Annotated in this window: 18 protein-coding genes; 6 read left to right on the top strand and 12 right to left on the bottom strand. The window is 68.4% G+C overall.

Going from position 1 to position 23,451, the window contains the following annotated elements; translation table 11 throughout:
- Positions 1 to 3 precede the first annotated feature (3 nt).
- The 5 genes from treZ to EP26_RS03240 are packed head-to-tail and all read right to left on the bottom strand — an operon-like array spanning position 4 to position 12,666.
- Positions 4 to 1,764 (bottom strand): malto-oligosyltrehalose trehalohydrolase, encoded by a 1,761-nt coding sequence (gene treZ / locus EP26_RS03260; RefSeq protein WP_043335792.1) that lies wholly within the window; start codon positions 1,762 to 1,764, stop codon positions 4 to 6.
- On the bottom strand, positions 1,761 to 3,866 hold the full coding sequence (gene glgX, locus EP26_RS03255) for a glycogen debranching protein GlgX (RefSeq protein WP_043335790.1): 2,106 nt from the start codon (positions 3,864 to 3,866) through the stop codon (positions 1,761 to 1,763). The genes treZ and glgX overlap by 4 nt, the downstream gene beginning before the upstream one ends.
- Positions 3,866 to 6,022, bottom strand: coding sequence for a 1,4-alpha-glucan branching protein GlgB (gene glgB, locus EP26_RS03250; RefSeq protein ID WP_043335789.1), 2,157 nt, complete (start codon positions 6,020 to 6,022; stop codon positions 3,866 to 3,868). Before glgB ends, glgX begins: the two co-directional genes overlap by 1 nt.
- The gene (treS, locus tag EP26_RS03245) at positions 6,019 to 9,267 is read right to left on the bottom strand and encodes a maltose alpha-D-glucosyltransferase (protein ID WP_043335788.1); all 3,249 of its coding nucleotides are present in this window, start codon (positions 9,265 to 9,267) and stop codon (positions 6,019 to 6,021) included. The genes glgB and treS overlap by 4 nt, the downstream gene beginning before the upstream one ends.
- The gene (locus EP26_RS03240; protein WP_084112290.1) at positions 9,268 to 12,666 is read right to left on the bottom strand and encodes a maltotransferase domain-containing protein; all 3,399 of its coding nucleotides are present in this window, start codon (positions 12,664 to 12,666) and stop codon (positions 9,268 to 9,270) included.
- Positions 12,667 to 12,813: 147 nt separating this feature from the next.
- On the opposite strand from EP26_RS03240, the gene EP26_RS03235 reads away from it, so the two are divergent.
- From EP26_RS03235 to EP26_RS03225, 3 genes are read left to right on the top strand one after another with little or no spacing between them, the layout of a single operon-like run.
- Complete coding sequence (locus EP26_RS03235; RefSeq protein WP_043335785.1) at positions 12,814 to 13,005, top strand: AtzG-like protein; 192 nt, start codon at positions 12,814 to 12,816, stop codon at positions 13,003 to 13,005.
- Positions 13,002 to 14,405: an AtzE family amidohydrolase gene (locus EP26_RS03230; protein WP_043335782.1), complete on the top strand. Its 1,404-nt coding sequence runs from the start codon at positions 13,002 to 13,004 to the stop codon at positions 14,403 to 14,405. Before EP26_RS03235 ends, EP26_RS03230 begins: the two co-directional genes overlap by 4 nt.
- Positions 14,402 to 14,743, top strand: a complete 342-nt coding sequence (locus EP26_RS03225; protein WP_043335779.1) for a cupin domain-containing protein — start codon at positions 14,402 to 14,404, stop codon at positions 14,741 to 14,743. The genes EP26_RS03230 and EP26_RS03225 overlap by 4 nt, the downstream gene beginning before the upstream one ends.
- Before the next feature lie 49 nt (positions 14,744 to 14,792).
- On the opposite strand, the gene EP26_RS03220 is transcribed toward EP26_RS03225, so the two are convergent.
- The 5 genes from EP26_RS03220 to EP26_RS03200 all read right to left on the bottom strand — a co-directional run bounded on the left by EP26_RS03220 (position 14,793) and on the right by EP26_RS03200 (position 19,871).
- A complete protein-coding gene (locus EP26_RS03220) occupies positions 14,793 to 15,152 on the bottom strand; it encodes a response regulator (RefSeq protein WP_043335776.1) in 360 nt (119 codons plus the stop codon).
- 198 nt (positions 15,153 to 15,350) lie between these two features.
- On the bottom strand, positions 15,351 to 17,717 hold the full coding sequence (locus EP26_RS03215) for a xanthine dehydrogenase family protein molybdopterin-binding subunit (RefSeq protein ID WP_052388748.1): 2,367 nt from the start codon (positions 17,715 to 17,717) through the stop codon (positions 15,351 to 15,353).
- 69 nt (positions 17,718 to 17,786) lie between these two features.
- A complete protein-coding gene (locus tag EP26_RS03210; protein ID WP_043335774.1) occupies positions 17,787 to 18,581 on the bottom strand; it encodes an N-acyl homoserine lactonase family protein in 795 nt (264 codons plus the stop codon).
- A gap of 1 nt (position 18,582) precedes the next feature.
- A complete protein-coding gene (locus tag EP26_RS03205) occupies positions 18,583 to 19,485 on the bottom strand; it encodes an NAD(P)-dependent oxidoreductase (RefSeq protein ID WP_043335773.1) in 903 nt (300 codons plus the stop codon).
- On the bottom strand, positions 19,482 to 19,871 hold the full coding sequence (locus tag EP26_RS03200; RefSeq protein ID WP_043335771.1) for a carboxymuconolactone decarboxylase family protein: 390 nt from the start codon (positions 19,869 to 19,871) through the stop codon (positions 19,482 to 19,484). Before EP26_RS03200 ends, EP26_RS03205 begins: the two co-directional genes overlap by 4 nt.
- A gap of 128 nt (positions 19,872 to 19,999) precedes the next feature.
- Between EP26_RS03200 and EP26_RS03195 the strand changes: the two genes are divergently transcribed.
- The 3 genes from EP26_RS03195 to EP26_RS03185 all read left to right on the top strand — a co-directional run bounded on the left by EP26_RS03195 (position 20,000) and on the right by EP26_RS03185 (position 22,719).
- Positions 20,000 to 20,929 carry a diacylglycerol/lipid kinase family protein gene (locus EP26_RS03195; RefSeq protein ID WP_043335768.1) on the top strand — a complete coding sequence of 310 codons (930 nt, stop codon included), beginning with the start codon at positions 20,000 to 20,002 and terminating at the stop codon, positions 20,927 to 20,929.
- 6 nt (positions 20,930 to 20,935) lie between these two features.
- The gene (locus EP26_RS03190; RefSeq protein WP_043335767.1) at positions 20,936 to 21,766 is read left to right on the top strand and encodes a metallophosphoesterase family protein; all 831 of its coding nucleotides are present in this window, start codon (positions 20,936 to 20,938) and stop codon (positions 21,764 to 21,766) included.
- Positions 21,767 to 21,837: 71 nt separating this feature from the next.
- On the top strand, positions 21,838 to 22,719 hold the full coding sequence (locus tag EP26_RS03185; RefSeq protein WP_043335763.1) for an alpha/beta fold hydrolase: 882 nt from the start codon (positions 21,838 to 21,840) through the stop codon (positions 22,717 to 22,719).
- Here the strand turns inward: EP26_RS03185 and EP26_RS31625 are convergent.
- Together EP26_RS31625 and EP26_RS03175 are read right to left on the bottom strand one after the other, a co-directional pair.
- On the bottom strand, positions 22,712 to 23,113 hold the full coding sequence (locus EP26_RS31625; protein WP_052388747.1) for an ATP-binding protein: 402 nt from the start codon (positions 23,111 to 23,113) through the stop codon (positions 22,712 to 22,714). The two genes, EP26_RS03185 and EP26_RS31625, sit on opposite strands and share 8 nt — an antisense overlap.
- Entirely contained in the window at positions 23,110 to 23,451 is a 342-nt protein-coding gene (locus tag EP26_RS03175; RefSeq protein WP_052388746.1) for an STAS domain-containing protein, read from the bottom strand. The genes EP26_RS31625 and EP26_RS03175 overlap by 4 nt, the downstream gene beginning before the upstream one ends.

Genomic DNA, 23,451 nt, shown 5'->3' with positions numbered 1-23,451 from the left:
TCATCATCCTTGGCTGAGCAGCGCGACGGTTGAACGCGGCGGCAACTCGCCGGTGGCGAGCGTGCCAGCGGCACCGGCCATGCTCTCGAACAATACCTCGCCTTCCGCGGTGGCACGTGCAGCCTTGGCGCCCAGGTTGCAGGCGATGGTCAAGGTGCTGCCATCGCCAAGCCGCCAGCGGGCGACCACCGCCCCCTCCCCCACCGCTTGGGCGCCGAGCGCCGACGCGCCCGGCAGATGCGGGACGATGCGCTCGTGGCGCAGCGCGAGCAGGCGCCGGTAGAGAGCGAGGGTCGCGTCATGCGGCGGTCGCGCGGCCTCGGCCGGGTCGGGGGCGGAGTTGCGGAAGGTGCTCTCCGCATTCGGGTCGGGGATGGTCTCGCGCTTGGCGGGATCCTGGAACGCCGCGAATTTGGCGAATTCCTTGCGCCTTCCCTGAGTGACGAGCGGGGCGAGTTCTGCATTGTGGTCGGTGAAGAACAGGAAGGGCGCCGTTGCTCCCCATTCCTCGCCCATGAAGAGCAACGGAATCTGCGGGCAGAGCAGCAGCAGGGCGGTCGCGGCCTGAAGGGCGTGCGGATCGCTGAGGGCCGGAAGGCGCTCGCCGAAGGCACGGTTGCCGACTTGGTCGTGGTTCTGCAGGAAGAGGACGAAGGCGGTGGGCGGCAGGCCTGCAGTCGGCTCGCCGCGCGGGGCGCCGAGATGGCCGGAGAGCTGGCCCTGGAAGAGGAAGCCCTCGGCCAGGACCTTGGCGAGCTTGGCGGCGCCGTCGTCGCAGAAGTCTTCGTAGTAGCCCTCGCGCTCGCCGGTCAGCAGCGGGTGGAGGATGTTGTGGCCGTCATCGTTCCACTGCGCGTCGAAGCCGCCCTTGGGGCGGAGGTGGCGGGCGGCGTTGCGCTCGTTCTCCAGCACCAGATGGATGTGGCGGTCGGGAAACTCGCCGCGGAGGCGGGTGGCGAGGACATCGAGCCAATCGGCCTCGGAGATGGCATGGACTGCGTCGAAGCGGAGGCCATCGATGCGATAGTCGCGCAACCAGGCGATCGCGTTCTCCTCGAAGAAGGCGCGCACCGGCTCCTGCTTGAAGTCGATGGCGGCGCCCCAGGGAGTATGGATGCCCTCGTCGAAAAAGCGCCTTGCATAGGCATGGAGATAGGCGCCGTCCGGGCCGAAATGGTTGTAGACGACGTCGAGGAAGACCATCAGCCCGAGGCCGTGCGCAGCATCGACGAGGGAGCGCAGTTCGTCCGGCGTGCCGAGCGCGGTGTCGGGCGCATAGGGCAGCACGCCGTCATAGCCCCAATTCCACCGGCCAGGGAAATCGTTCACCGGCATCAACTCGATGGCGGTGATGCCGAGTTCCTTCAGCCGCGGCAGCGCGGCCTCGACGCCGGCGAAGCCGCCCATGGCGCCGGCATGCACCTCGTAGAGCACCGTCTCGTGCCAAGGGCGGCCGCGCCACTCCTCGTTGCGCCAGGAATAAGCCTTCGGGTCGACCACCACCGAGGCGTCATGGACATCGCCCGCTTGAAGGCGCGAGGCGGGGTCGGGCACGACGAGATCCGGCGAGACGCGGAAACGGTAGCGAGCGCCTGCGCCGACCGGCGCCTCGGCCTCGAACCACCCCTCGCCTTTCGGCTGCATCGGTTGCGAAGGGCGGCCGTCGATCTCAAGGCTGACCTCGTTGCTGTCGGGCGCCCAGATGCGGAAGCGGGTGCGGTCGGGGGCGAGCAGCGCGGCGCCCCAGGTATCGGTCATGCTCATTTCGGTGGCAGCCTCGTCGCCAGCAGCACGACGGAATGGGCGGCGACGGGCACGCTTTCGCCCTTGGCGCGATACTCTTCGGCCTCGGGGTCGGCGGTGTCGAGCACGATGGTCCAATCCATGGCGGGTGCGGGCAGGGTGAAATCATGTGACGCGCCATCGGCGTTGAGCAGCAGCAGCGTCGCGTCGACGCTGCCGTCCTCGGCCCCGGTGGCGCGGCGGAGTGTCAGCGTCCGGGCCTCGGGCTCGTTCCATGCCTCCGGCATCATCGCCTGACCGTTCTGGTCGAACCAACCGATATCGGCGAGGCCGGGGCGGACCTCGGCGCCGCCATGCAGGAAAATTGCTGGGCGGAGCGGCGGCAGGCGGTGGCGCAGCGCGATGCAGCGGGCGGTGAAGCGTTGCAGCGTCTCGGCCTCTGGCGTGGCGGCGCGGGTCCAGTCGAACCAGCTGATCTCGTTGTCTTGGCAGTAGGCGTTGTTGTTGCCTATTTGGGTACGCATCATCTCATCGCCGCCGAGCAGCATCGGCGTGCCGGCGGAGGCGAAGAGGGTTGCCAGCATGGAGCGCGCCACCGACTGCCGGATGGCGTTGATTGCGGTATCGTCCGTCTCGCCCTCGACGCCCCAGTTGTTGCTGTGGTTGTTGGAATGGCCGTCGTGGTTGTCCTCGCCATTCGCTTCGTTGTGGCGCTGCTCATAGGCGTTGAGGTCGTGCAGCGTGTAGCCGTCATGGCTCGCCAGGAAATTGACGCTGGCCCAAGGGCGGCGGCGGCGGCGGTCGAACAGCTCGGCGGAGCCGGTGAGGCGGGCGGCGAGGTCGCTGCGCATGGCGCTATCGCCGCGCCAGAAACGGCGCACACCATCGCGGTAGCGGTCGTTCCATTCGCTCCAGCCGGGTGGGTGGTTGCCGACCTGGTAGCCGCCGGGGCCGATGTCCCAGGGCTCCGAGATCAGCTTCACCCGCGACAGCACGGGGTCCTGGCGGATGGCGTCGAAAAAGCCGCTGCCCTGATCGAAACCGCTAGGCTCACGGCCCAGGATGGTGCCGAGGTCGAAGCGGAAGCCATCGACATGGTAATGCTCGACCCAATAGCGCAGGCTGTCCATCACCATCTGCAGCACGCGCGGGTGGCTGATGTTGATGGTGTTGCCGGTGCCCGTGTCGTTGATGAGATAGCGTGGCTCGTCCGGCATCGCCCGGTAATAGGAGGCGTTGTCGAAACCGCGCCAGGAGAGGGTCGGGCCCATCTCACTGCCTTCGCAGGTGTGGTTGTAGACCACGTCCATGATGACCTCGATGCCGGCGGCATGCAGCCGGCGCACGGCCACCTTCAGCTCGTTGCGCATCCATGGTTCGATCAGGTAGCGCGGCTCTGGGGCGAAGAAGCCGAGGGTCGAATAGCCCCAGTAATTCCTCAGCCCCTTGGAGACGAGGAAGCGGTCCTGTAGGAAGGCCTGAATTGGCAGCAACTCCAGCGCGGTGATGCCGAGGCGCTGGAGATGGTCGATGAAGCGTGGGTCGGCCAGGGCGGCGAAGGTGCCGCGCTCGCGCGGGGCAATATCCTCGCGCAGCATGGTAAGGCCGCGGACATGCGCCTCGTAGATCACCGTGCGTTCCCAGGGGATGCAGGGCGGCCGGTCGTCGCCCCAATGAAAGCTGTCATCCACCACGACGGATTTCGGCATCGCCGGCGCGCTGTCGCGGCGGTCGAAGGTCAGGTCGGCACGGCCGGCGCCGACGCGGTAGCCGAACAGCGCGTCCGACCAGCGGATCTCGCCCGAGATCTGCCGCGCATAGGGATCGAGCAGCAGCTTGTGCGGGTTGAACCGATGGCCCTGACGCGGCTCGTAAGGGCCGTAGGCGCGGTAGCCGTAGAGTTGGCCTGGCCGCGCTTCCGGCAGATAGCCGTGCCAGACCTCATCGGTGCATTCCGGCATGGGAAGCCGGGCGAGTTCGCGGCGGCCGGCGGCATCGAAGAGGCAAAGCTCGATCCGTTCGGCATGCGCGGAGAACACCGCGAAATTGACGCCCAGCCCATCCCAGTGCGCCCCGAGCGGATTGGCCCGTCCGGGGAGCAGGTGGGTCGGGATGGGCGGCATCAGCCTTGATGCCGGAGGACGAGGACAGCCAGCGGCGGCAGGAAGAGCGGGAGCGACTGGTCGAAACCGTGGCTCTCGACCGTCTCCGCCTGGACCGAGCCACCATTTCCGGTATTCGTCCCGCCGTAGGCATTGCCGTCCGTGTTCAAGACCTCATGCCACTGCCCCGCTAGCGGCACGCCGATCCGATAGCCGTAGCGCGGCACCGGGGTCATGTTGCAGACGACGAGCGCAGGCGGATCGTCCGCCGTGCCGAAGCGGAGCCAGGCGAAGACGCTCTGAGCGTTGTCATCGCCCACCACCCAGCGGAAACCGTCGGGCGAGGCGTCCTGACGATGCAATGCGGGGATGGTGCGATAGGCGGTATTCAAGTCGTGCACGAGGCGCTGGATGCCGCGATGGTTGGCATCGTCGAGCAGGCCCCAGGACAGGGCCGCATCGTGGTTCCACTCGCTCGGCTGAGCGATCTCGCCGCCCATGAAGAGCAGCTTCTTTCCCGGATGCGTCCACATGAAAGCGAGATAGGCACGTAGATTGGCGAATTTCTGCCATCGGTCGCCCGGCATCTTCCCGATCATGGAGCCCTTGCCGTAGACAACCTCATCATGGCTGAGCGGCAGGATGAATTTCTCGCTCCACGCATAGACCAGGCCGAAGGTCATGCTGTCATGGTGGTAGCGCCGGTTGATCGGATCCTCCTCGATGTAGTGGAGGGTATCGTGCATCCAGCCCATGTTCCATTTGAAATGGAAGCCGAGACCGCCTTCAGTGGTGGGGCGCGTCACGCCGGGCCAGGCAGTGCTTTCCTCTGCGATCATCACCGCGCCGCGGCAACGCTCCTCGACAACGGCATTCAGTTCCTGGAGGAAGGCGACAGCTTCCAAGTTCTCGCGGCCGCCGTAGCGATTTGGGATCCATTCGTCCGCAGGTCGTGAATAGTCGCGGTAGAGCATCGAGGCAACGGCATCCACGCGAAGCCCATCGACATGATAGTGCTCCAGCCAATGCATGGCGCTGGCGAGCAGGAAACCGCGCACCTCGTTGCGGCCGAAATTGTAGATCGCCGTGTTCCAGTCGCGGTGGAAGCCCTCGCGCGGGTCGCCATGCTCGTAGAGTGCGGTGCCATCGAAGCGATAGAGCCCATGCGCATCGGTCGGGAAATGCGCCGGCACCCAGTCGAGGATGACGCCGATCTTTGCTGCATGAGCACGATCGACGAAGCGCGCGAAGCCCATGGGCGAGCCGAAGCGGGCGCTTGGCGCGAACATGCCGAGCGGCTGGTAGCCCCAGGAGCCGCCGAAAGGATGCTCCATCACCGGCAGGAATTCGATATGGGTGAAGCCCATGCCCTGCACATAGGGGATGAGGCGATCGGCCAGCCGATCCCAGTCTGGCGATTCGCCAGCGGCGTCTCGCCACCAAGAGCCCGGATGCACCTCGTAAACGGAGATCGGCGCGTCCTTGGCCTGGCGGGCGGCGCGTTCCTCCATCCAGGCCTGGTCGGTCCAGAGGAAGGGCGTCGGATCTGGGATGCGGGAGGCCGTGGCGGGCGGCATCTCCGTCGCCACCGCAACCGGATCGGCCTTCAGCGGCAGCACGCTGCCATCGGCGCCGATGAGTTCGTACTTGTAGGGCGCACCGGGGCGGAGGCGCGGGATGAACAGCTCCCATACACCCGCCTCGCGTCGCAACCGCATCGGATGGCGGCGACCATCCCAGCCGTTGAACTCGCCGACGATCGAAACACGCTGCGCATTCGGCGCCCAAAGGGCAAAGCGTACGCCGGGCACGCCATCAACCGACATCGGCTGCGCACCGAAAACCTTGGCCAGTTCGAAATGCCGGCCTTCGGCGAACAGGTGCAGGTCGAGCGGGCCGAGCAGCAGACCGAAGCTGTACGGGTCCTCCGTCTCCTGCACCGAGCCAGGCCAGTCGATACGAAGCCGATAAGGCACTTGGCGGGAGACACGGCCGGCGAAGAGGCCGGCGGGATGCACCTGCTCCAAGCGGCCAAGTTCCTCGCCACCTTCGCGGGCGAGAACGGTGATGCCCAGCGCGCCCGGCTGGAGGCTGCGGACATCCCCGTCATGCGGCCCCAGCAGGGCGAAGGGGTCGCCATGCCGGCCGGCGACGAGCGCGTCGGTACCGGGGATCATGCCGTGATCCTTTCCGCCAAAGCGGCGAGGCCACGGAGAGGCACACCGATCCAGGCCGGACGGTTGGCCGCCTCGTAGCGCACCTCGTAGGCGGCCTTCTCGAGCAGGAAGAGGTCGAGCAGAGCTGCTTCCGCGCCGGCGGGAACCCAAGGGTTCTCGGCGGCATGTTCGACGGCGCGATAAGCTTCGAGGAAGGAGGCGGAAGCTTCACGCTGCCAGCGCTGGAAAAGCGCCGCGCGGCGCTCGGCCGGGGCGGCGGTAGCGGCACCCGACGCCTCGCTCGCCGTCGCCACTGAGGCGGCATAGTCAAGGCTGCGCAACAGGCCGGCGACGTCGCGCAGGGGGCTACCCTTGGCGCGGCGCTCGTCGAGCGTGCGGGCGGGCTCGCCCTCGAAATCGACGATCACAGCATCGCCCTGCGCCACCAGCACCTGGCCGAGGTGGAAGTCGCCATGCACGCGCGTCTTCAGCGCGCCATCGGCGGATTGTGCAAGACGCTGGGCGGCCTGATGCAACGCCTCACGCTTCGCCACCAGTGCGGCGGCGAGCGGGGCAACGTCCTCGGCCAGGCCGCCACGGGCAAGGAGGTCAAGCGCTGGGTCGAGTTGCTCCAAAGCACCGTGCGCCCAGTTGGCGCGGTCCGCCTCGGTCGCCGGCTCCGGCTTGAAGTCCGGGTTGTCCGTGGGCCGGGCGAGGGTCGCATGCAACTCGCCAAGCCGGCGGCCAAGAGCCTCGGCAAAAGCGAGGTAACCGGCGAAGGCATCTTCAGGCGCTTCCTCGGTGAGCGCCGCCTCGTCGACGGCCCGGTGCAGCCAGTCCTGCGTCCAGCCCCAGCCATCGCCCTGGTTCCGGACGAAGCCCTGGGCCAGCATCAGCGTGTGCGGCGTTCCGTCGGGCGCGATGCGCACCACCTCGCCGAGCAGCGGGGCGGTGTTGCCGAAGCCGGCTTCCGTCAGGTAGCGCGTCACCTCCGCTTCCGGATGGATGCCGGGGTTGATGCGGCGGATGATCTTCAGGACGATCTGCTCGCCATAGATCAGCGAGGAGTTCGATTGCTCAGCCGAGAGGCGCCTGATCTCAGGCGTCTCGGGCAGGGGCACCTCGGCCAGGCGGGAGGTGGCGGTGAAGCGGATCTCGCCTTCCTCGGTTGCCAGGCTGACGCCCTGCCGCAAGGCATTCAGCACGGCGGGCGGCATTCGGTCATCGGCGAAGGCATCGGTGAGGAAGCCGACGCGGCGCACCTGACGCAGCCGCGACAGGGCGAGCTGCGAGGCGAGTGGGCCGGCGCCCTCCACATCCTCCACACCGGCGAGCGGCAGGGCGTATCGCTCGGTGCGGCCGGGAAGGCCAACCTCCACCTCGGCCATGACGACGGCGCCACTTGCCTCCGGCAAGCTGGCGATGGCGCCGAGCCGGATCGATTCGATCCGCTCGCCCTTGCTGGCGAACCAGCGACGCTTCGGCAGGTATTCGGGCAGGACGAGCTGTTCCAGCTCACGCCTGACGGCGGCTCCGAGAAGTTCTTTCACATCGGCCTTCAGGACTAGGGTGCGGAGATCGGGCAGCGGCTCCGGCGAGGGCTCGTGCCAGGGCGGCAGGGCCTTCTCCGTCGCCAGGACGAACCAGTAGAAGCCGTAGGGCGGCAGCGTCAGCAGGTAGGGGAGCTGGCCGATCGGCGGGAAGCTCGTGCCGCCCAGCATTTCCACCGGCACGTGACCGGCGCAATTCGACAGGTCGAGCTCAACCGCTTGCGCCGCGCGGGAAAGGTTGAAAACGCAGAGGATGGTGTCGCCCTCGAACTCCCGGAGATAGGCGAGCACCTTGCGGTTGGCTGGATAGAGCAATCGCATCTCGCCGCGGCCAAAGGCGCGGCTGCGCTTGCGAACGGCCAGCATGCGCCGCATCCAGTTGAGCAGCGAATGCGGGTCGCGCGACTGGGCTTCGACATTAACCGCCTGGAAGCCGTAGATCGGGTCCTGCAAGGGCGGCAGGACGAGCGCGGCAGGGTCGGCCTTGGAGAAACCGCCGTTGCGGTCCGGCGACCACTGCATCGGCGTGCGCACACCGTCGCGGTCGCGGAGGAAGATGTTATCGCCCATGCCGATCTCGTCGCCGTAATAGATGACGGGCGTGCCGGGCATGGAGAGCAGCAGGCCGTTCATCAGCTCGATCCGGCGGCGGTCGCGCTGCAGCAGTGGGGCGAGGCGGCGACGGATACCGAGGTTGATGCGCGCGCGCTTGTCGGCGGCATAGGTGGACCAGAGGTAGTCGCGCTCGCGGTCCGTCACCATCTCGAGCGTCAGCTCGTCATGATTGCGGAGGAAGATGGCCCATTGGCAGCCTTCCGGGATGTCCGGCGTCTGCCGCAGGATGTCGGTGATCGGGAAGCGGTCCTCCTGGGCGATGCCCATATACATGCGCGGCATCAGCGGAAAATGGAAGGCCATGTGGCATTCGTCGCCCTGGCCGAAATACTGCTGCGTATCCTCGGGCCATTGATTGGCCTCGGCCAGCAGCATGCGCCCCTCGAAGGAATGGTCAAGCTTGCTGCGGATGGTCTTCAGCACCGCATGCGTTTCGGATAGGTTCTCGTTGTTGGTTCCCTCACGCTCGACGAGATAGGGCACGGCATCGAGCCGCAGCCCGTCCACGCCGATATCCAGCCAGAATTTCATCACGTTCAGCACTTCGGCCAGGACGCGCGGGTTGTCGAAATTCAGGTCCGGCTGATGGCTGTAGAAGCGATGCCAGAAATAGGCCTTGGCCTCCGGGTCCCAGGTCCAGTTCGACTTCTCGGTGTCGAGGAAGATGATACGCGTGCCATCGTACTTCTGATCGGTCTCGGACCACACGTAGTAGTCGCGCGCGGCCGAGCCGGGCTTCGCGGCCCGGGCGCGCTGGAACCACGGATGCTGGTCGCTGGTATGGTTGATGACCAGCTCGGTGATGACGCGCAGGCCGCGCGCATGCGCCTCCCGCACGAAGCGGCGGGCATCGTGCATGTTGCCGTAGCTGGGATTGACCGAACGGTAGTCGGCGATGTCGTAGCCGTCATCGCGTAGCGGGCTCGGATAGAAGGGCAGCAGCCAGAGCGTGTCGACGCCAAGCTCGGCGATGTAGTCGAGCTTCTGCAACAGCCCGGCGAAATCGCCGATGCCGTCGTCATTGGCGTCGAAGAAGCTCTTCACATGCAGCTGGTAGATGACCGCGTCGCGGTACCAGTGCGGATCCTCGGGCAGGCTCATCTAGAAGCCCCCTGCCGGGCGGACCCGCCAGATGCCGAAGGGGAGTTCACCGGGGTCGAGCCGTATCGTCTGCATCTTGCCTTGCCAGGTAAAGCGGTGTCCGCGCATCAGGTCCTCTGCTTCCAGCGCCGCATGGTCGGGCAGACCCCATTCCCAGAGCGGGAGCTCGACGCTTGCCTGCTGGACATTGTGCGGGTCGAGGCTGACCGCGACCAGGATGCAATTGTCCCGCTCCGGCGTCGCCTTGCGGTACCATAGAATGTTGTCGTTGAAGGCATTGTGGAAGGCCACGCCAAGCTGCGTCTGCAAGGCGGGGTTGCCGCGGCGGATGGCATTCAGCCGGGTGATCTCGTCCACGATGTCACCCGGCGCCCGATCGGGCCAGGCGCGGAGCTGGTACTTCTCGGAGTCCAGATACTCCTCCTTGCCGGGCATCGCGCGGGCCTCGCAGAACTCATATCCCTGTACCATGCCCCAGAGGCCCGAAAGCGTCGTCGCCAGCGCGGCACGGATCAGGAAGCCCGGCCGGCCGGAGCTCTGCAGGAAGAGCGGGTTGATGTCCGGCGTATTGACGAAGAAGTGCGGGCGGAAGAAGTCGCGCGGCGCCGTCGTCGTCAGCTCCGTCAGATACTCCTCGATCTCGCGCTTCTCGTTGCGCCAGGTGAAGTAGGTGTAGGACTGGCTGAACCCAAGCTTCGCCAGCCGGTACATCACCTTCGGCCGGGTGAAGGCCTCGGCCAGGAAGACGGCATCCGGATGCCGGGCGCGGATATCGGTGATCAGCCACTCCCAGAAGGGGAAGGGCTTGGTATGCGGATTGTCGACGCGGAACAGGCGGACGCCCTGGTCGCACCAGAAGCGGACGACGTCACGCAACGCGATCCACAGCGAGGGGACGGAGCCCTCGTTGTAGAAATCGACATTGACGATGTCCTCGTACTTCTTGGGCGGATTCTCGGCGTAGCGGAGCGAGCCGTCCGGCCGCCAGTCGAACCATTCCTTGTGCTCGCGCAGCCATGGGTGGTCCGGGCTGCACTGGATGGCGAAGTCGAGCGCCAGTTCCAGCCCGTGGGCCGAAGCCTCCCTCACCAGCCGGCGGAAATCCTCCAGCTTACCGAGCTCCGGATGCAGCGCGTCATGCCCGCCATCCTCCGAGCCGATGGCGTAGGGGCTGCCGGGATCGTCCGGTGCCGGGGTCAGCGTGTTGTTGCGGCCCTTGCGGTTCTTCTTCCCGATCGGATGGATGGGCGGGAAGTAGAGCACGTCGAAGCCCATCCGCCGGATGCGCGGCAGCTGGCGGATGACGTCGTCGAAGGTGCCGTGCCGGGAGGGATCGCCCGACTGGCTGCGGGGGAAGAGCTCGTACCAGCTGGCGAAGCGGGCGCCGGTGCGCTCGGATTCCAGCGGAATCTCGGCGCTGCGGAGGCGGAAGGGGCGGTCATCGGCCTCGGCCATCAGCGCCGCGGTCTCGGGGGCGAGAAGCAGGGCGAGGCGCTCCCCCTCCCCTGCCCCGGCGAGGCGCGTGGCCAGCTCGGCGACGGCGCCGCCGGCACGCTGCCCGGCGGCCTCGACCAGCAGGCGGCCTTCCTCCAGCTCCAGCGCCACGGGGACGCCGGCATTGTGCTTCTTCTGCAGCTCGTCGGTGAAGGTGGCGAAGGCGTCGCGCCAGGCTTCGACGGCGAAGATGTAGCGGCCCATGCGCTCGAGCGGGAAGCTCGCTGCCCAGCGGTCATTGCCGAGCGGGCGGAGGCGGGTCTCACGCCAGGTATCCTCGTCGGCCGCACGCCAGAGCAGGGCGGCGGCGAGCTTGTCATGCCCGTCGCAGACCACGTCGCAGCGGACTTCGATCACCTCGCCGACCGTGCGCTTCACCGGGAAGCGGCCGTCATCGACGATCGGCTCGATCCGCTCGATGCCGAGCCGCGGGGCGCGGGCGCCGGCCTCGGCGTTTGGTTCCCCGGCGGGGCGGATGGGACTTGGCGGGATGGCCTCCAGGATGCGTACCTCACCCGGTTGCAGGAGCAGCGTGCCGCCCGGCTCGAGGCCGGTTCCGCCATCGGGCAGGCAGGGGGTGAAGCGGGTGAAAACGCCGCCGGTCGCGGGCAGCAGCGCCGTCGCCGTCACGCTCGCCGGACGATGCAGGTCGGGATTGGCCAGGATAAGGGCGGCGCTGCGGGCCTGACGCACATCCGGGCCGGCGGCGCGCAGCAGGGCGGTGGCCGGCGCGCCGGGGCCGGCGAGCGGGCGAAGCTCGGTCGGCGAGAGGGAGCGGCTCGCCAGCATTGCATTAGCGTCGCTGAGCTCGGCGGAAAGGTCGAAGGTCGCGTGGCGGACCAGCCAGTCCCAGTCGCCGGGCCGGTCGCGGGCCGGGTCGAGCGGGCGGCGGGCGCCGTATTCGAAGCCCATCGGCACCAGCAGCCCAGCGCCGATGCCGGCGGCGAGGCGGAGGTGACGCAGCGCGGCCCGCTCGGCCATGGCCGGGTCGGGATCGCGGGCGGCAAGACGCGGGCCGAAGGGTGCCTCCACCGTGGCGATCGCCGGGGCGACGGCGGCAAGACGCATGGCCTCCTCGGGCAGCCAGCCCTCGCGCAGATCCCACCAGGCGAGGCTGTCGAAGCTCGCGGTGAAGCCGGCGCCGGCGAGGTCGGGCAGCGCCTCGGCGGGCAGGCCGACGGTCCAGGCGAGGAAGCGTGCCTCGGGAATGGCAGCCGTCAGCCGGCGCCAGAGGCGGCCGGGCACGCGGGCGGGCGCATCACAACGGAAGCCGGCGACGCCGGCGGCGGTGAAGCGGCGCAGCCGCTCCTCCCACCAAGCACCGAGGCCGGCGACGGTATCCGGGTCTTCCCAGCGGGCGCGCAGCGTGTCCCAATCCGGCGGATCGAGCCGCGGGTCGGGCGTGCCGGAGGGCACGATGGCAGTGAACCAGCCGGGCTGCTCGCGGGCCAGGCGCCCGTCGGCGGCGACGCGGTCGAGCACCAGGTCGACATAAAGATCGAGCCCCTGCGCCCGCGCCTTGGCGGCGAGCGCCTCAAGCGTCGCGGTAGAGTCACCCGAGGCCCCGAACACCGGATGCGGCGCGTCCGGGTCGCCGATCTGGTAGAGATGACCGCTGCCGCCTGTGGCGAAGGGCGGCGGGATCAGCACGCCGTTGAAGCCGAGCGCCGCAGCACGTTCGAAGGCGTCATCCCAAGCCGGCAAGGCGCCGATCAGCAGCGGGTGCAGGAGGTACAAGCGCGGCACCAGGGGGCCGGTCGTGGCCGGCTCGGGCTCGGGCTCCGGTGGGGTGATGACGGCGGGAAGGGCGGGGACGATCGCCGGTGGGGCCTCTTCTGCCTTGCGCTTCGCGGCCGGGACCGCTCGTTTCGCCGGCTTCGGCTTGTCGGTGCGTCGCTCCGCCATCCAATCCCCCAAATCCATCTCAGCGGCGCAACGCCGAACGGGCGAAATGGTCCGCCCGCCCTTCGATCACCGATGCGCGATCGGTGAAAGGTGGCCGGCACGGAACCCGCATGGAACGATGCAACCTTTCCAAAAGGAACCGCGCCGATGCTCGATCCGGACCGATTCGACCCAGCCGCCCACGTGGCGGCCGCCGCCCCGGCGGTCGGCCTCGCCCTCGATGCCGCCCGCCAGGCACGGGTCGCGGCCGCCTTCGCGTTGGTTGCACGCATCGCCGCGCCGGCCCTTGCCGTGCCCTTGACCGAGGCCGACGAGCCGGCGCCGGTGTACCGGCCATGAGCGGCTCTGCCCTCGCCATCGCCGCCCGGGTGCGGACGGGTGAAACCTCGGCCCGCGCCGTGGCGGAGGCGGCGCTGACCCGCATCGCCGCGCGCGGCGCCGAGGTGAACGCCTTTACTGCCGTGCTTGCCGAACGGGCATTGGCTGTGGCGGATGCCGTGGATCAGCGCATCGCTGCCGGGCAGGACCCGGGCCCGCTGGCCGGCGTACCTTATGCGGCGAAGAACCTGTTTGATCTGGCGGGCATCCCTACCCTCGCCGGCAGCAGGATTCGCCGCGATGCGCCGCCGGCAACGCGCGATGCCTTCCTCGTCCGGCAGATGGATGCCGCCGGCGCGGTCTGCCTCGGCGCGCTCAACATGGACGAGTTCGCCTACGGCTTCACCACGGAGAACAGCCATGCCGGTCCTTGCCGCAATCCACATGACCTGACGCGCATCGCCGGCGGCTCCTCCGGCGGCTCCGGCGCGGCGGTGGCGGCGGGGCTGGTGCCGCTCAGCCTCGGGACGGATACCAACGGCTCGATCCGGGTGCCGGCCTCGCTGAACGGCATATTCGGACTGAAGCCGACCTATGGGCGGCTGTCACGCCATGGTTCCTTCCCCTTCGTCTATGCACTCGACCACGTCGGGCCCTTCGCCCGCAGCACTGCCGACTTGGCCGCCGCTTATGATGCATTGCAAGGGTTGGACGCCGAAGACAGCCACCAAGCGCCGCAAACGCCGGGGCCGGTGACGCCGCTGCTCGGCGCTGGCTTGGCGGGGCTGCGGGTGGCGCGGCTGGGCGGCTGGTTCGGGCGGATGCAGTCCAAGGCAGCGCGGGGCGCCGTGTCTGCGGTGGCCGACGGACTCGGCGCGACGGCGGAGGTGGAGTGGGCGATGGCGGAGGCGAGCCGCTCCGCCGCCTTCATCATCACCGCCTCGGAAGGCGCGGCGCTGCATCTGCCGACGCTCCGCACCCGGCTCGAAGAGTATGAGCCGCTGATCCAGGACCGGTTGCTGGCCGGGGCGCTGATCCCCGCGGCCTGGGTCGCCCATGCGCAGCGCGTGCGGGCCAAGGCGCGGGATGCGATGCGGGTGGCGATGGCGGAGTGGGACATCCTGTTGGCCCCGGCGACGCCGGTGCCGGCGACGCCGATCGGTCAGGAGATGCTGATGCTGGACGGGGTGGAGTTGCCGCTGCGCCCCTCCATGGGGCTCTTCACCCAGCCCGTCAGCAGTATTGGCATGCCGGTGCTGACGGTGCCGGTGCAACGGACCGATGGCGCGCTGCCGATCGGCGTGCAGCTCATCGGTAAGCCTTGGACGGAGGGACTGCTTTTCCGTGCCGCGGCGGCACTGGAGGCAGCGGGGGTCTGCGCAGCGCCGGTGGCGCCGGCCTTCGCCGAGGGGGCGATTTGAGCAGCGCGCCGCGCTTCGGCCGCATCGGCGAAGGGCTGGCGGCCCCGGCCGAAGGCGGCGAGCGATTCGAGACCCTGCTTGCCGCCGGCGGCGGGCGGGTGGAGCGGATCGCCTCGCGCGGCCAGAGCGATCCGCCGGACCAATGGTACGACCAGCCGGGCGATGAGTTCGTGCTGTTGCTCACCGGTGCCGCACGGCTCGGATTCGCCGATGGCGCAGAGAAGGCGCTGGCGCCGGGAGATTGGGCGGTACTGCCGGCTGGCTGCCGCCACCGTGTTGCCTGGACCGATCCGGCGCGGGAGACGCTTTGGCTCGCCTTCCACCTGCCACCGGGCTGATACCCGGGGGCGGCACGCTGAGCCGGCTACATCTCCGGCACGGTCCCGATCACTTGCAGAGGCGGCCGAGAGCGTTGGTCAGGTCGTCCGGGTCGTAAGGCTTCGCCAGCACCGGCACCCCGATATGGCCAGGCGGCAGGCCATCCGCGCCATAGCCGGTGGCGACGACGAAAGGCACGCCACGGGCAGCCAGGGCATCGGCGACCGGGGTGGATGTCTCGCCGGCCAGGTTGAGGTCCAGCACGGCGACATCCGGCAACTCCTGTGCCAGAAGGGCGATCGCCTCGGCGACGGTTGCGACCGGGCCGATGACCGAGGCCCCCGCATCAAGCAGGGCATCCTCCACAAGCATCGCGACCAGCGCCTCGTCCTCCACAACCAGAACGCGCCGCCCGTTGAGCCTGGTCATTCCGTCTGTCCCCTCGCAAGAAGCGATGTAGCCGTCCCAAGCACAACCATTGTGGCGGCCAGGCTCCTGCCCATTCCGAAACGCATCATAATCCAACCCGCCAGGAGCGGGATAGCGGGACCCCGCCGCCCGGCACGTCCATGCCGGGTTTTGTGCCGGTCAGCGAAGACGCCATTCCTCACATTCCCGTGTCGGCCATCAGGTGGCCATGCCGTGGATGACACGCCAAATACGCTCCGGCGTCGCCGGCATGTCGATATGAGTGATGCCGAACTCCGACAGCGCATCCACCAGCGCGTTCATCACCGCGGGAAGCGAGCCGGCACAGCCCGCCTCGCCGCAGCCCTTGGCGCCGACCGGGTTGGTCTTGCAGGGGCTCGGATGGCTCTCAAAGCCGAAGCTCGGCAGGTCGCCGGCGCGCGGCAGGCAATAGTCCTGGTAGCTGCCGGAAAGGAGCTGGCCCTCCTCCGAATAGGCAACATGCTCGTAAAGCGCCTGGCCGATGCCCTGGGCGATGCCGCCATGCGCCTGCCCCTCGACCATCAACGGGTTCACGATGACGCCGAAATCGTTGACGGACACGTAGCGCACCACCTCGGCGATGCCGGTCTCCGGCTCGACCTCCACCTCGCAGACATGGCAGCCATTGGGATAGGCCTGCGGCGCCTCGCCGAAGACGTGACGGACATCGAGGCTCTCGGGCATGTCGGGCGGCGAATTGTTCGCCGTGCGGATGCGCTGGGCAAGCTCCATGATGCCGATCGAGCGGTCCGTGCCGGCGATGGCGAAGCGGCCGAGGCCCTCCGCATCGCGCTCGAACTCGATATCGCCGATGGCGGCTTCCAGCATATGCGCCGCGGCGGTTCGGCCCTTCTCGATGACAAGCTGCGCCGCCTCCATGATCGCGGCGCCCGACGCCATCAGCGATTTCGAGCCGCCCGTGCCGCCGCCGGCGATGAGCAGGTCGGAGTCACCCTGGACCAGACGGATGCTCTCAAAGGGCACGCCGAGCGTCTGGTGCAGCACCTGCGCGAAGGGCGTCCAGTGCCCTTGGCCGTAGTCGAGAGTGCCGGTGATGATCGTCACCGTGCCGTCCTCGTTGAAGCGGATCTCACCCTGCTCCTTTGTAGGAGGCGCGGTGCATTCGAGGAAATTGCCGATACCTCGGCCGCGCAGCTTACCGCGCGCCTTGCTCTCTGCCTGGCGAGCCGCGAAGCCGTCCCAATCGGCGGCCTCGAGCGCCTTCTCCAGCACGGCGGTGAAATCGCCGCTGTCATAGACGGAGCCGGTGGACGCCTGGAACGGGAAGGCATCCGCCTTGATGTGGTTGATGCGTCGCAGCTCGATGGCGCTGCGGCCGGTCTCCTTGGCTGCCTGCTCCAGCAGCCGCTCGAAGAAGTAGTTGCCCTCCGGCCGCCCGGCGCCGCGATAGGCGGAGACCGGCGTGGTGTTGGTGACGAGGCAGCGGGTGTTAACCTCGATCAGCGGCGTCGCGTAGTTGGACTGCACGTTCTTGACGAAATTGCCGGTGCCCATCAGCGGCGCGACCGTCGCGAGGTAGCCACCCATATTGGCGAATGCGGTCAGCCGCACCGCGAGCGCCTTCCCTTCCGCATCGAGGGCAAGCTCCGCCTCCACCTCATGGTCGCGGCCATGCTGGTCGGAGAGGAAGGAGCCGGTGCGCTCGTCGGTCCATTTCACCGGACGGCCGAGCAGCTTGGCGGCATGCAGGATGCAGGGATACTCCGGGTAGCAGCTCGCCTTCATGCCGAAGCTGCCGCCGACATTGCCGGTGAGGATGCGCACTTTCTCGGTTGGCGCCTTCAGGATGTCGGCCATCTGCGCCCGCAGGCCGAAGACACCCTGGCTGCCGACATGGAGGGTGTAGCGGCCGGTCTCCGCCTCGTACTCGCCGATCGCGCTGCGCGGTTCCATTGCACAGACGACCACGCGGTTGTTGCGGATGGAGAGCTTCGTCACATGCGCGGCAGAGGCGAAGGCCTGCACGACCTTCTCGCTATCGCCGTAATGGAAGTCGAGGACCTGGTTGCCGGGAACATGGTCGTAGAGCTGCGGCGCGTCCGGCGCGGCGGCGGCCGAGGCATCGGTGACGGCGGGCAGGATGTCGATATCCAGGAAAACCGCCTCGGCCCCGTCCCGCGCCGCCATGCGCGTCTCGGCGACGACGAAGGCGACCGGGTCGCCCACGAAGCGCACTTTGTCCATGGCGAGCGGCGGGCGGTCGATATTGGTGAGCGGGCTGCCGTCGCGGTTCTTCAGCGGCAGGGCGCAGCGCATGGCGCCGTAGCCGGCCTCGGCCAGGTCGGCGCCGGTATAGACGCCGAGCACGCCCGGCACCGCCTTCGCTGCCTCGGTATCGATCCCGTTGATGACGCCATGCGCGTAGGGGCTGCGGATCATGACGGCGTAGAGCTGGCCGGGCAGGTCGATATCGTCCGTGTAGCGGCCGCGCCCTTGCAAAAGGACCGGGTCCTCGTTGCGAGGCACCGGCTGGCCAACGCCGAATTTCAGCCGCGTGGAATCAGGCAGGATCGAATCGGGCATAGGTCTCGCCTTCGGCAAATGTCGTGCTTGAGATCGAGCCTAGGCCAGGATTGGCAAGGGCGCGACCCCTCACCCCAACGGCGGCAGGTGCAGAGCGACCACGTCACCACCCTGCCCCGGCACGGCGGGGAAACGGCTGCGTACCTCCGGGTCATGGCCGGGGATCACCCGGGTCTCGTCGCCTCCGGCCAGGCGACGGGCGATGCGCCAACCCTGGGTCATGGCGCCGAGGTCGAAGATGATCGGGAAGGGATTGCCCTGCCGGTCATTGGCATAGAAGTGCATCGCGTCCGAGGCGATGACGACCGGGCCGCGGGCGGTCTGCACCCGCACCACCTGCAGCCCGTCCGAATGGCCGCCGACGCGATGGACCGTCACGCCGGGCGCCACCTCTCCCTCGCCGTCATGGAAGACAACCTTGTCGGCGAAGAGGGCGCGGACCATGGAGACGACATGATCCGCCTCGAAGGGCAGTCGGATGCAGGCGGTGCACATGTGCTTGCCCGTGGCGAAGGCCATCTCCCGCTCCTGGATATGGATCTTCGCCCCGGTGAAAAGCTCGACGCTGCCGGCATGGTCGTAATGCAGATGGGTGACGACCACGTCCCGCACCCGGGCCGGGTCGCTGCCCATCGCCTTGAGGCTGTCGGCGACGGAGCGGCTCAGCGTGCGGCCGCGACGCTCGGCGCAGGCGGCGTCGAAGCCGGTATCGACGACGATCTCGTGCCCGTCCGGCGCCCGCAGCAGCCAGACAAAATAGTCGAGTGGCATGGCCTCATGAGGATCCTGCACCGGCAGCAGGAAATTCGATTGGGCGGGCCGGTCATGCCGCCCGTAACGGATCGCATAGGCCTCCCAGATCATCCTATTTATTTCCTCCCAGGATCTCGCCCGCCAACTTCTCGGGAAGCTGGGCACCGGCGGTGTGGTTGTTCCCCGGCCCGAGCGAGGCGAGCGCCGCCGTCCACAACTCCTTGGCCAGCGCGGCGAGCGGCGTCGGCGTCGCGGTCTGTCGCCCGACCTCGAGGGCGATACCGAGATCCTTCACCATCAACTCCAACGCGAAGCCATCGTCGAAGCGGCGGCTGAGGACGAACTGTTTGAATTTCCGCTGGCTGCTGTCCGACATGCCGGAGGAGGCATTGAGCACATCCACCATCTTCGCCGGATCGAGGCCGAAGCGCTGGCCGATCAGCATCACCTCCACGCCGAGCATAAAATTGCCCGCCGAGGCGAGGTTGTTCAGCGCCTTCATCGCCTGGCCGGCGCCGATGCCGCCGCAGCGATGCAGGCTGGTGCCCATTGCCTTCAGCACCGGCTCGGCGCGGTCGAGCAGGGTGTCCTCGCCGCCCAACATAATGGCGAGGCTGCCATTCTTGGCCCGCGGCACACCGCCTGAGACGGGGGCGTCGATCATGCCGATGCCCTTCCGGCCGAGTTCGGCGGCGACCTCGCGCGTCGTCGCCGGCTGGCCGCTGGTCATGTCGATGACGAGGGCGCCGGCGGCGAGGGTAGCGGCCAGTTCGGTGGCCACCTCTGCTACCTGCTTGCTCGTCGGCAGAATGGTAACGACCGCATCGGCATCGCGCGCCGCCTCAGCCGGGCTTCCGGCGGGCCGGCCGCCGATCTCCTCCGCGAATTGCGCGGCGCGGCCGGGCACCGCGTCGCAGACCGCGACGTCGAAGCCCGCTTTCACCAAGTTGGCCGCCATCGGCCAGCCCATATTGCCGATGCCGACGAAGCCGATGCGACGGATCGGCCTGCTCACTTGAGCGCGCCTTCCTTCACCAGCACCTCATGCGCCGCCTTGAAGGCATCGAGCCCTGCGGGGATACCGCAATAGGCCGTGGCATGCAGCAGCGCCGCCTTGATCTCCTCGACCGTGACACCGTTGTTCAACGCACCCTTCACATGCAGCTTGATCTCCGGCGCGCGGTTCAGCGCCGTCAGCATGGCGAGGTTAATAAGGCTGCGCGTCTTGCGGTCCAGCGTCGGGTCACCCCAGGCCCAGCCCCAGGCGATCGCCGTGGTGGCGCGCTGGAAGGACATCATGAAGTCGTCGGCCTTCGCCATGGAGGCATCGACATACTCGGCGCCGAGCACCTCGCGACGGATCGGCAAGCCCTTGTCGAACAGGGCACTATCCTCGGACATGGCTTCCTCCATCCTTTTCGACGGTGAGGCTCGCCCGCCGCGGCACGGCGGTCAACCGGCTGGCATGATGTTTCGAAAATGATCCGGTAAGGGCGTGAACCCGGCGCTGCCGTCGTCGTTCTGCGGCGATGCGAAAGGTCGCCGTCGTCATCAATGCCCGCTCGGGCGGGCTGCTGGGCCGGGAGCACGCGGCCGAGGAAGTGGCGGAGCGACTCGCCGCCGCCGGCCTCGCGCCCAGCATCCTGCACGAGGGGAAGGAACCCGATCTCGGCCGCCGGCTGGACCGGGCGGTGGCACTCGGGATGGAGGCCGTGGTGGTAGGCGGCGGGGACGGCACCATCGCCGCAGCGGCACAGCGCCTGGCCGGGACGGGCATCGCCCTCGGCATCCTGCCGCTCGGCACCATGAACATGCTGGCGAAGGACCTTGGCATCCCGCTCGGGCTCGAGGCGGCGGCAGAGGCGCTGGCGCATGGCGAGGTCCGGACAATCGACGTGGCCGCGGTGAACGCCCATGTCTTCCTATGCCTCTCCGTCCTCGGCCTGCCGACCGCGATCGGGCGGCACCGGGAGCGGCATCGCGGCACCGGTGGGCAGGTGCGGCTGATGCTCGCCGCATTGCGGACCATGCTGCGCTACCGACCGATGCGCCTCCGCCTCGCGCTCGATGGCAAGGTGGAGCAGCCGGTCTTCCTCCGCGCGCTTGCCGTCGCCAACAACGCCTATGCGGAGGGCGTCGGCGCCTTCTTCAGCCGACCGCGGCTCGACCGGGGTGAGCTCGTCCTCTACCAGACCCATGAATTCGGCCCCTGGTGGACCGCCAGGATGCTGGCGGCGATGGCGCTCGGCCGCTGGCGGCGCAGGCCTGAGCTCGATGAGCGGCCGGCGCGAGAGATCACCATTTACAGCCGGCGGCGGAGCCTCCGCGTGATGAATGACGGCGAGGCGCTGCTGCTCGCCCCGCCGCTGCACTACACGATCCGGTCCGGAGCGCTCCGCGTCATCGTTCCGGCTGCATCGGCGGTGGCGCCGCGCCTTGCGGCCACGGCGGAGGCCTGAATCCCCATGCATCGCATCGCCCATATCTCCGACCTCCATTTCGGCGCCGAGCTGCCCGATGTCGTCGCCGCGCTAGCGGAGGAGCTGAACCGCGACCCGCCTCACCTCATCGCCATCAGCGGCGACCTCACCATGCGAGCGCGGCGGAGCGAATTCCGCGCCGCGCGGACCTTCATCGGCGGGTTACAAGCGCCCGTGCTGGTGGTTCCGGGCAATCATGACATCACGCCCTTCAAGCTGGTGGAGCGCTTCCTCGACCCTTATGCGCGCTGGCGCCGCTTCATCGCCCCGGAGACAGAGCCGGTCTTCCAGGACGGACGGATCGGGGTGGTCGGGCTGAACACCGCTCGGCGGGCGGGCTTCTATCTCGACTGGTCGCGCGGGCGGGTCGGCAGCGGGCGGCTGGCGCGCTGCGAGGCGCGGTTGGCGGCCATGCCGCCGGGCCTCACGCGCATCGTCGTGGCACACCACCCGTTCCTGCCGCCGCGAGCGGCACCGGAGGCGCAGTTGGTGGGCGGGGCGGCGATGGCGCTCGAAGCTTTCGCCCGGCAGGGGGTCCGGCTGGTCCTCTCCGGCCATCTTCATGTCGGTGACGTGGCGGAGCCGGCGGCGGTGGTTCCGGACGATGCCGCCAAGGAGCGTCTGACCGTGGTATTGTCGGCCACCAGCACCTCGCACCGCCTGCGCGGCGAGCCGAATGCCTTCAACGACATCCGCATCGATGCAAATGGCAAAGTGGAGGTCGTAGCGCGTATCTGGACCGGGCAGGGCTGGCGCCAGGTTGCGCCGAAATCGACCGAGGCCTCGCCCGCGCAGATCCTGGCGCCCGGCGCCTGATGACCGCAGACTGACGGCGGATCCAGGCCCTGGGTGCTCCATCCAGGACGATCGCAGGCCGGAGGTCGCTCATGTTCTTCGAAGGTTTCACGCTGGAGCACCGCGAGGCCAATGGCCAGCGCATCCGCCTCCGCCGTGGGGGTAGCGGACCGCCCTTGCTGCTGCTGCACGGGAATCCGCAAACCCATGCGATGTGGCACAAGCTCGCCCCGACGCTGGCCCGGCGCTTCACCATCGTCGCGCCCGATATTCGCGGCTACGGTTTCTCGCAGAAGCCGCCTGCCCTGCCGGACAGCGCCGCCATGGCGAAGCAGGCAATGGCGGAGGATCTGGTCGCGCTGATGTCGGGGCTCGGGCATGAGCGCTTCACCGTTGTCAGCCATGACCGCGGCGCCCGCGTCGCGCACCGGCTGGCGCTCGACCATCCGGAGCGGGTCGAGCGACTCTGCACCATGGACATCATCCCGACGCTCGCGCATTTCGAGCGTACCAGCATGGAGTTCGCGCTCGGCTACTATCACTGGTTCTTCCTCGCCCAGCCGCATGACAAGCCGGAGCGCATGATCCTGCGCGACGTGGAGGATTGGTTCGACCTGCATACCTCGCGGGAGCCCAAGGATCGCGGCTTCTTCCATCCCGAGGCGCGGGCCGACTACCTGGCCGCGCTGCGGGAGGAGGGCACGGTGCGCGCGATCTGCGAGGATTACCGCGCCGCGACGGGGATCGACCTGGAACATGACCGGGCCAGCCGCGCCGCCGGGCGGAAGGTGCAGTGCCCCTTGCTGGCGCTCTGGGGCTCCAAGGGCTCCATCCCCAAATGGTACGACCCGCTCGCCATCTGGCGTGACTATGCGGCGGGAGAGGTGACAGGCGGCGGCGTCGACAGCGGCCACTACTTGGCCGAGGAAGCACCGGAGGAGGTGCTGATCTGGCTCGCCCGCTTCCTCAGCTGAGCGCCAAGTCGACCTCGATCCGGTTATACCCGTCCGCGCTGCGGCTGTAGCGCAGGGCCTCGGCATTGCGCCGCACCAGGGCGAGGCCGAGGCCGCCGATTGGTGCCGCCTCCAGCGAGGCGGCGGGCGGTTGCAGTGCGCCGGCGGTCGGGTCGAAAGGCTGGCCGGAATCCTCAAGAGCCAAGGTGCAAAGACCTGCCGCGATGCTGGCCTCCACCAGGACTTCCGGTGCGCCGCCATGACGCTGCGCGTTCAGCGCCAATTCCTCCAACACCATTTCGGCTCGGGTAATGCTGCGCGGGCTGGCGCCGGCGGCTGCCATCCACCCGGCCAGTGCCGCCTGCGCCACCGAAACCTCGGCCGCTCCGCCGGCGATCCGCTGACGGAAGATCACGCGGCGAGGCGGGCCCGCGCTTCCGCCTCGGTGGCGACGATCGGGATCATCTGGTCGAGGGCGATGGTATTGAAGACCTCCATCACCTGTGACTGTGCACCGAACAGGATCATCTGCGCGCCGCGCCGTTGCAGTACCCGGGCCACCGAGATGAACATTCGCAGCCCGAGCGAGGCGACGAAGCTGACCTCCGTCAGGTCGACCAGCGCATTCTTCGCGACGCTGCCGACGGTGGAGGTGAAGCGCAGATCGATCGCCTCGGCGCCCACTGCATCGAGCCGGCCGCTCAAGGTCACCCGATTGGTGCCGGAGTCGAGTTCGGTCAGCACGAAATCCAT

It is taken from the genome of Belnapia moabensis DSM 16746 (genome assembly GCF_000745835.1).
In the GTDB taxonomy this organism is placed as follows: Bacteria; Pseudomonadota; Alphaproteobacteria; order Acetobacterales; family Acetobacteraceae; genus Belnapia; species Belnapia moabensis.
The sequence above is the reverse complement of the archived record's forward strand: the minus strand, read 5'-3'. Positions and strand labels throughout refer to the sequence as shown.

Bases quoted from the DNA above. Each gene is read 5' to 3' on its own strand.
- EP26_RS03240 (WP_084112290.1), bottom strand. From the start codon at position 12,666: ATGGCGGAGCGACGCACCGACAAGCCGAAGCCGGCGAAACGAGCGGTC.
- EP26_RS03210 (WP_043335774.1), bottom strand. From the start codon at position 18,581: ATGATCTGGGAGGCCTATGCGATCCGTTACGGGCGGCATGACCGGCCC.
- EP26_RS03235 (WP_043335785.1), top strand. From the start codon at position 12,814: ATGCTCGATCCGGACCGATTCGACCCAGCCGCCCACGTGGCGGCCGCC.
- EP26_RS03185 (WP_043335763.1), top strand. From the start codon at position 21,838: ATGTTCTTCGAAGGTTTCACGCTGGAGCACCGCGAGGCCAATGGCCAG.
- EP26_RS03190 (WP_043335767.1), top strand. From the start codon at position 20,936: ATGCATCGCATCGCCCATATCTCCGACCTCCATTTCGGCGCCGAGCTG.
- glgX (WP_043335790.1), bottom strand. From the start codon at position 3,866: ATGCCGCCCATCCCGACCCACCTGCTCCCCGGACGGGCCAATCCGCTC.
- glgB (WP_043335789.1), bottom strand. From the start codon at position 6,022: ATGATCCCCGGTACCGACGCGCTCGTCGCCGGCCGGCATGGCGACCCC.
- treZ (WP_043335792.1), bottom strand. From the start codon at position 1,764: ATGAGCATGACCGATACCTGGGGCGCCGCGCTGCTCGCCCCCGACCGC.
- EP26_RS03230 (WP_043335782.1), top strand. From the start codon at position 13,002: ATGAGCGGCTCTGCCCTCGCCATCGCCGCCCGGGTGCGGACGGGTGAA.
- EP26_RS03195 (WP_043335768.1), top strand. From the start codon at position 20,000: ATGCGAAAGGTCGCCGTCGTCATCAATGCCCGCTCGGGCGGGCTGCTG.
- EP26_RS03220 (WP_043335776.1), bottom strand. From the start codon at position 15,152: ATGACCAGGCTCAACGGGCGGCGCGTTCTGGTTGTGGAGGACGAGGCG.
- EP26_RS03175 (WP_052388746.1), bottom strand. From the start codon at position 23,451: ATGGATTTCGTGCTGACCGAACTCGACTCCGGCACCAATCGGGTGACC.
- EP26_RS03200 (WP_043335771.1), bottom strand. From the start codon at position 19,871: ATGTCCGAGGATAGTGCCCTGTTCGACAAGGGCTTGCCGATCCGTCGC.
- treS (WP_043335788.1), bottom strand. From the start codon at position 9,267: ATGAGCCTGCCCGAGGATCCGCACTGGTACCGCGACGCGGTCATCTAC.
- EP26_RS03215 (WP_052388748.1), bottom strand. From the start codon at position 17,717: ATGCCCGATTCGATCCTGCCTGATTCCACGCGGCTGAAATTCGGCGTT.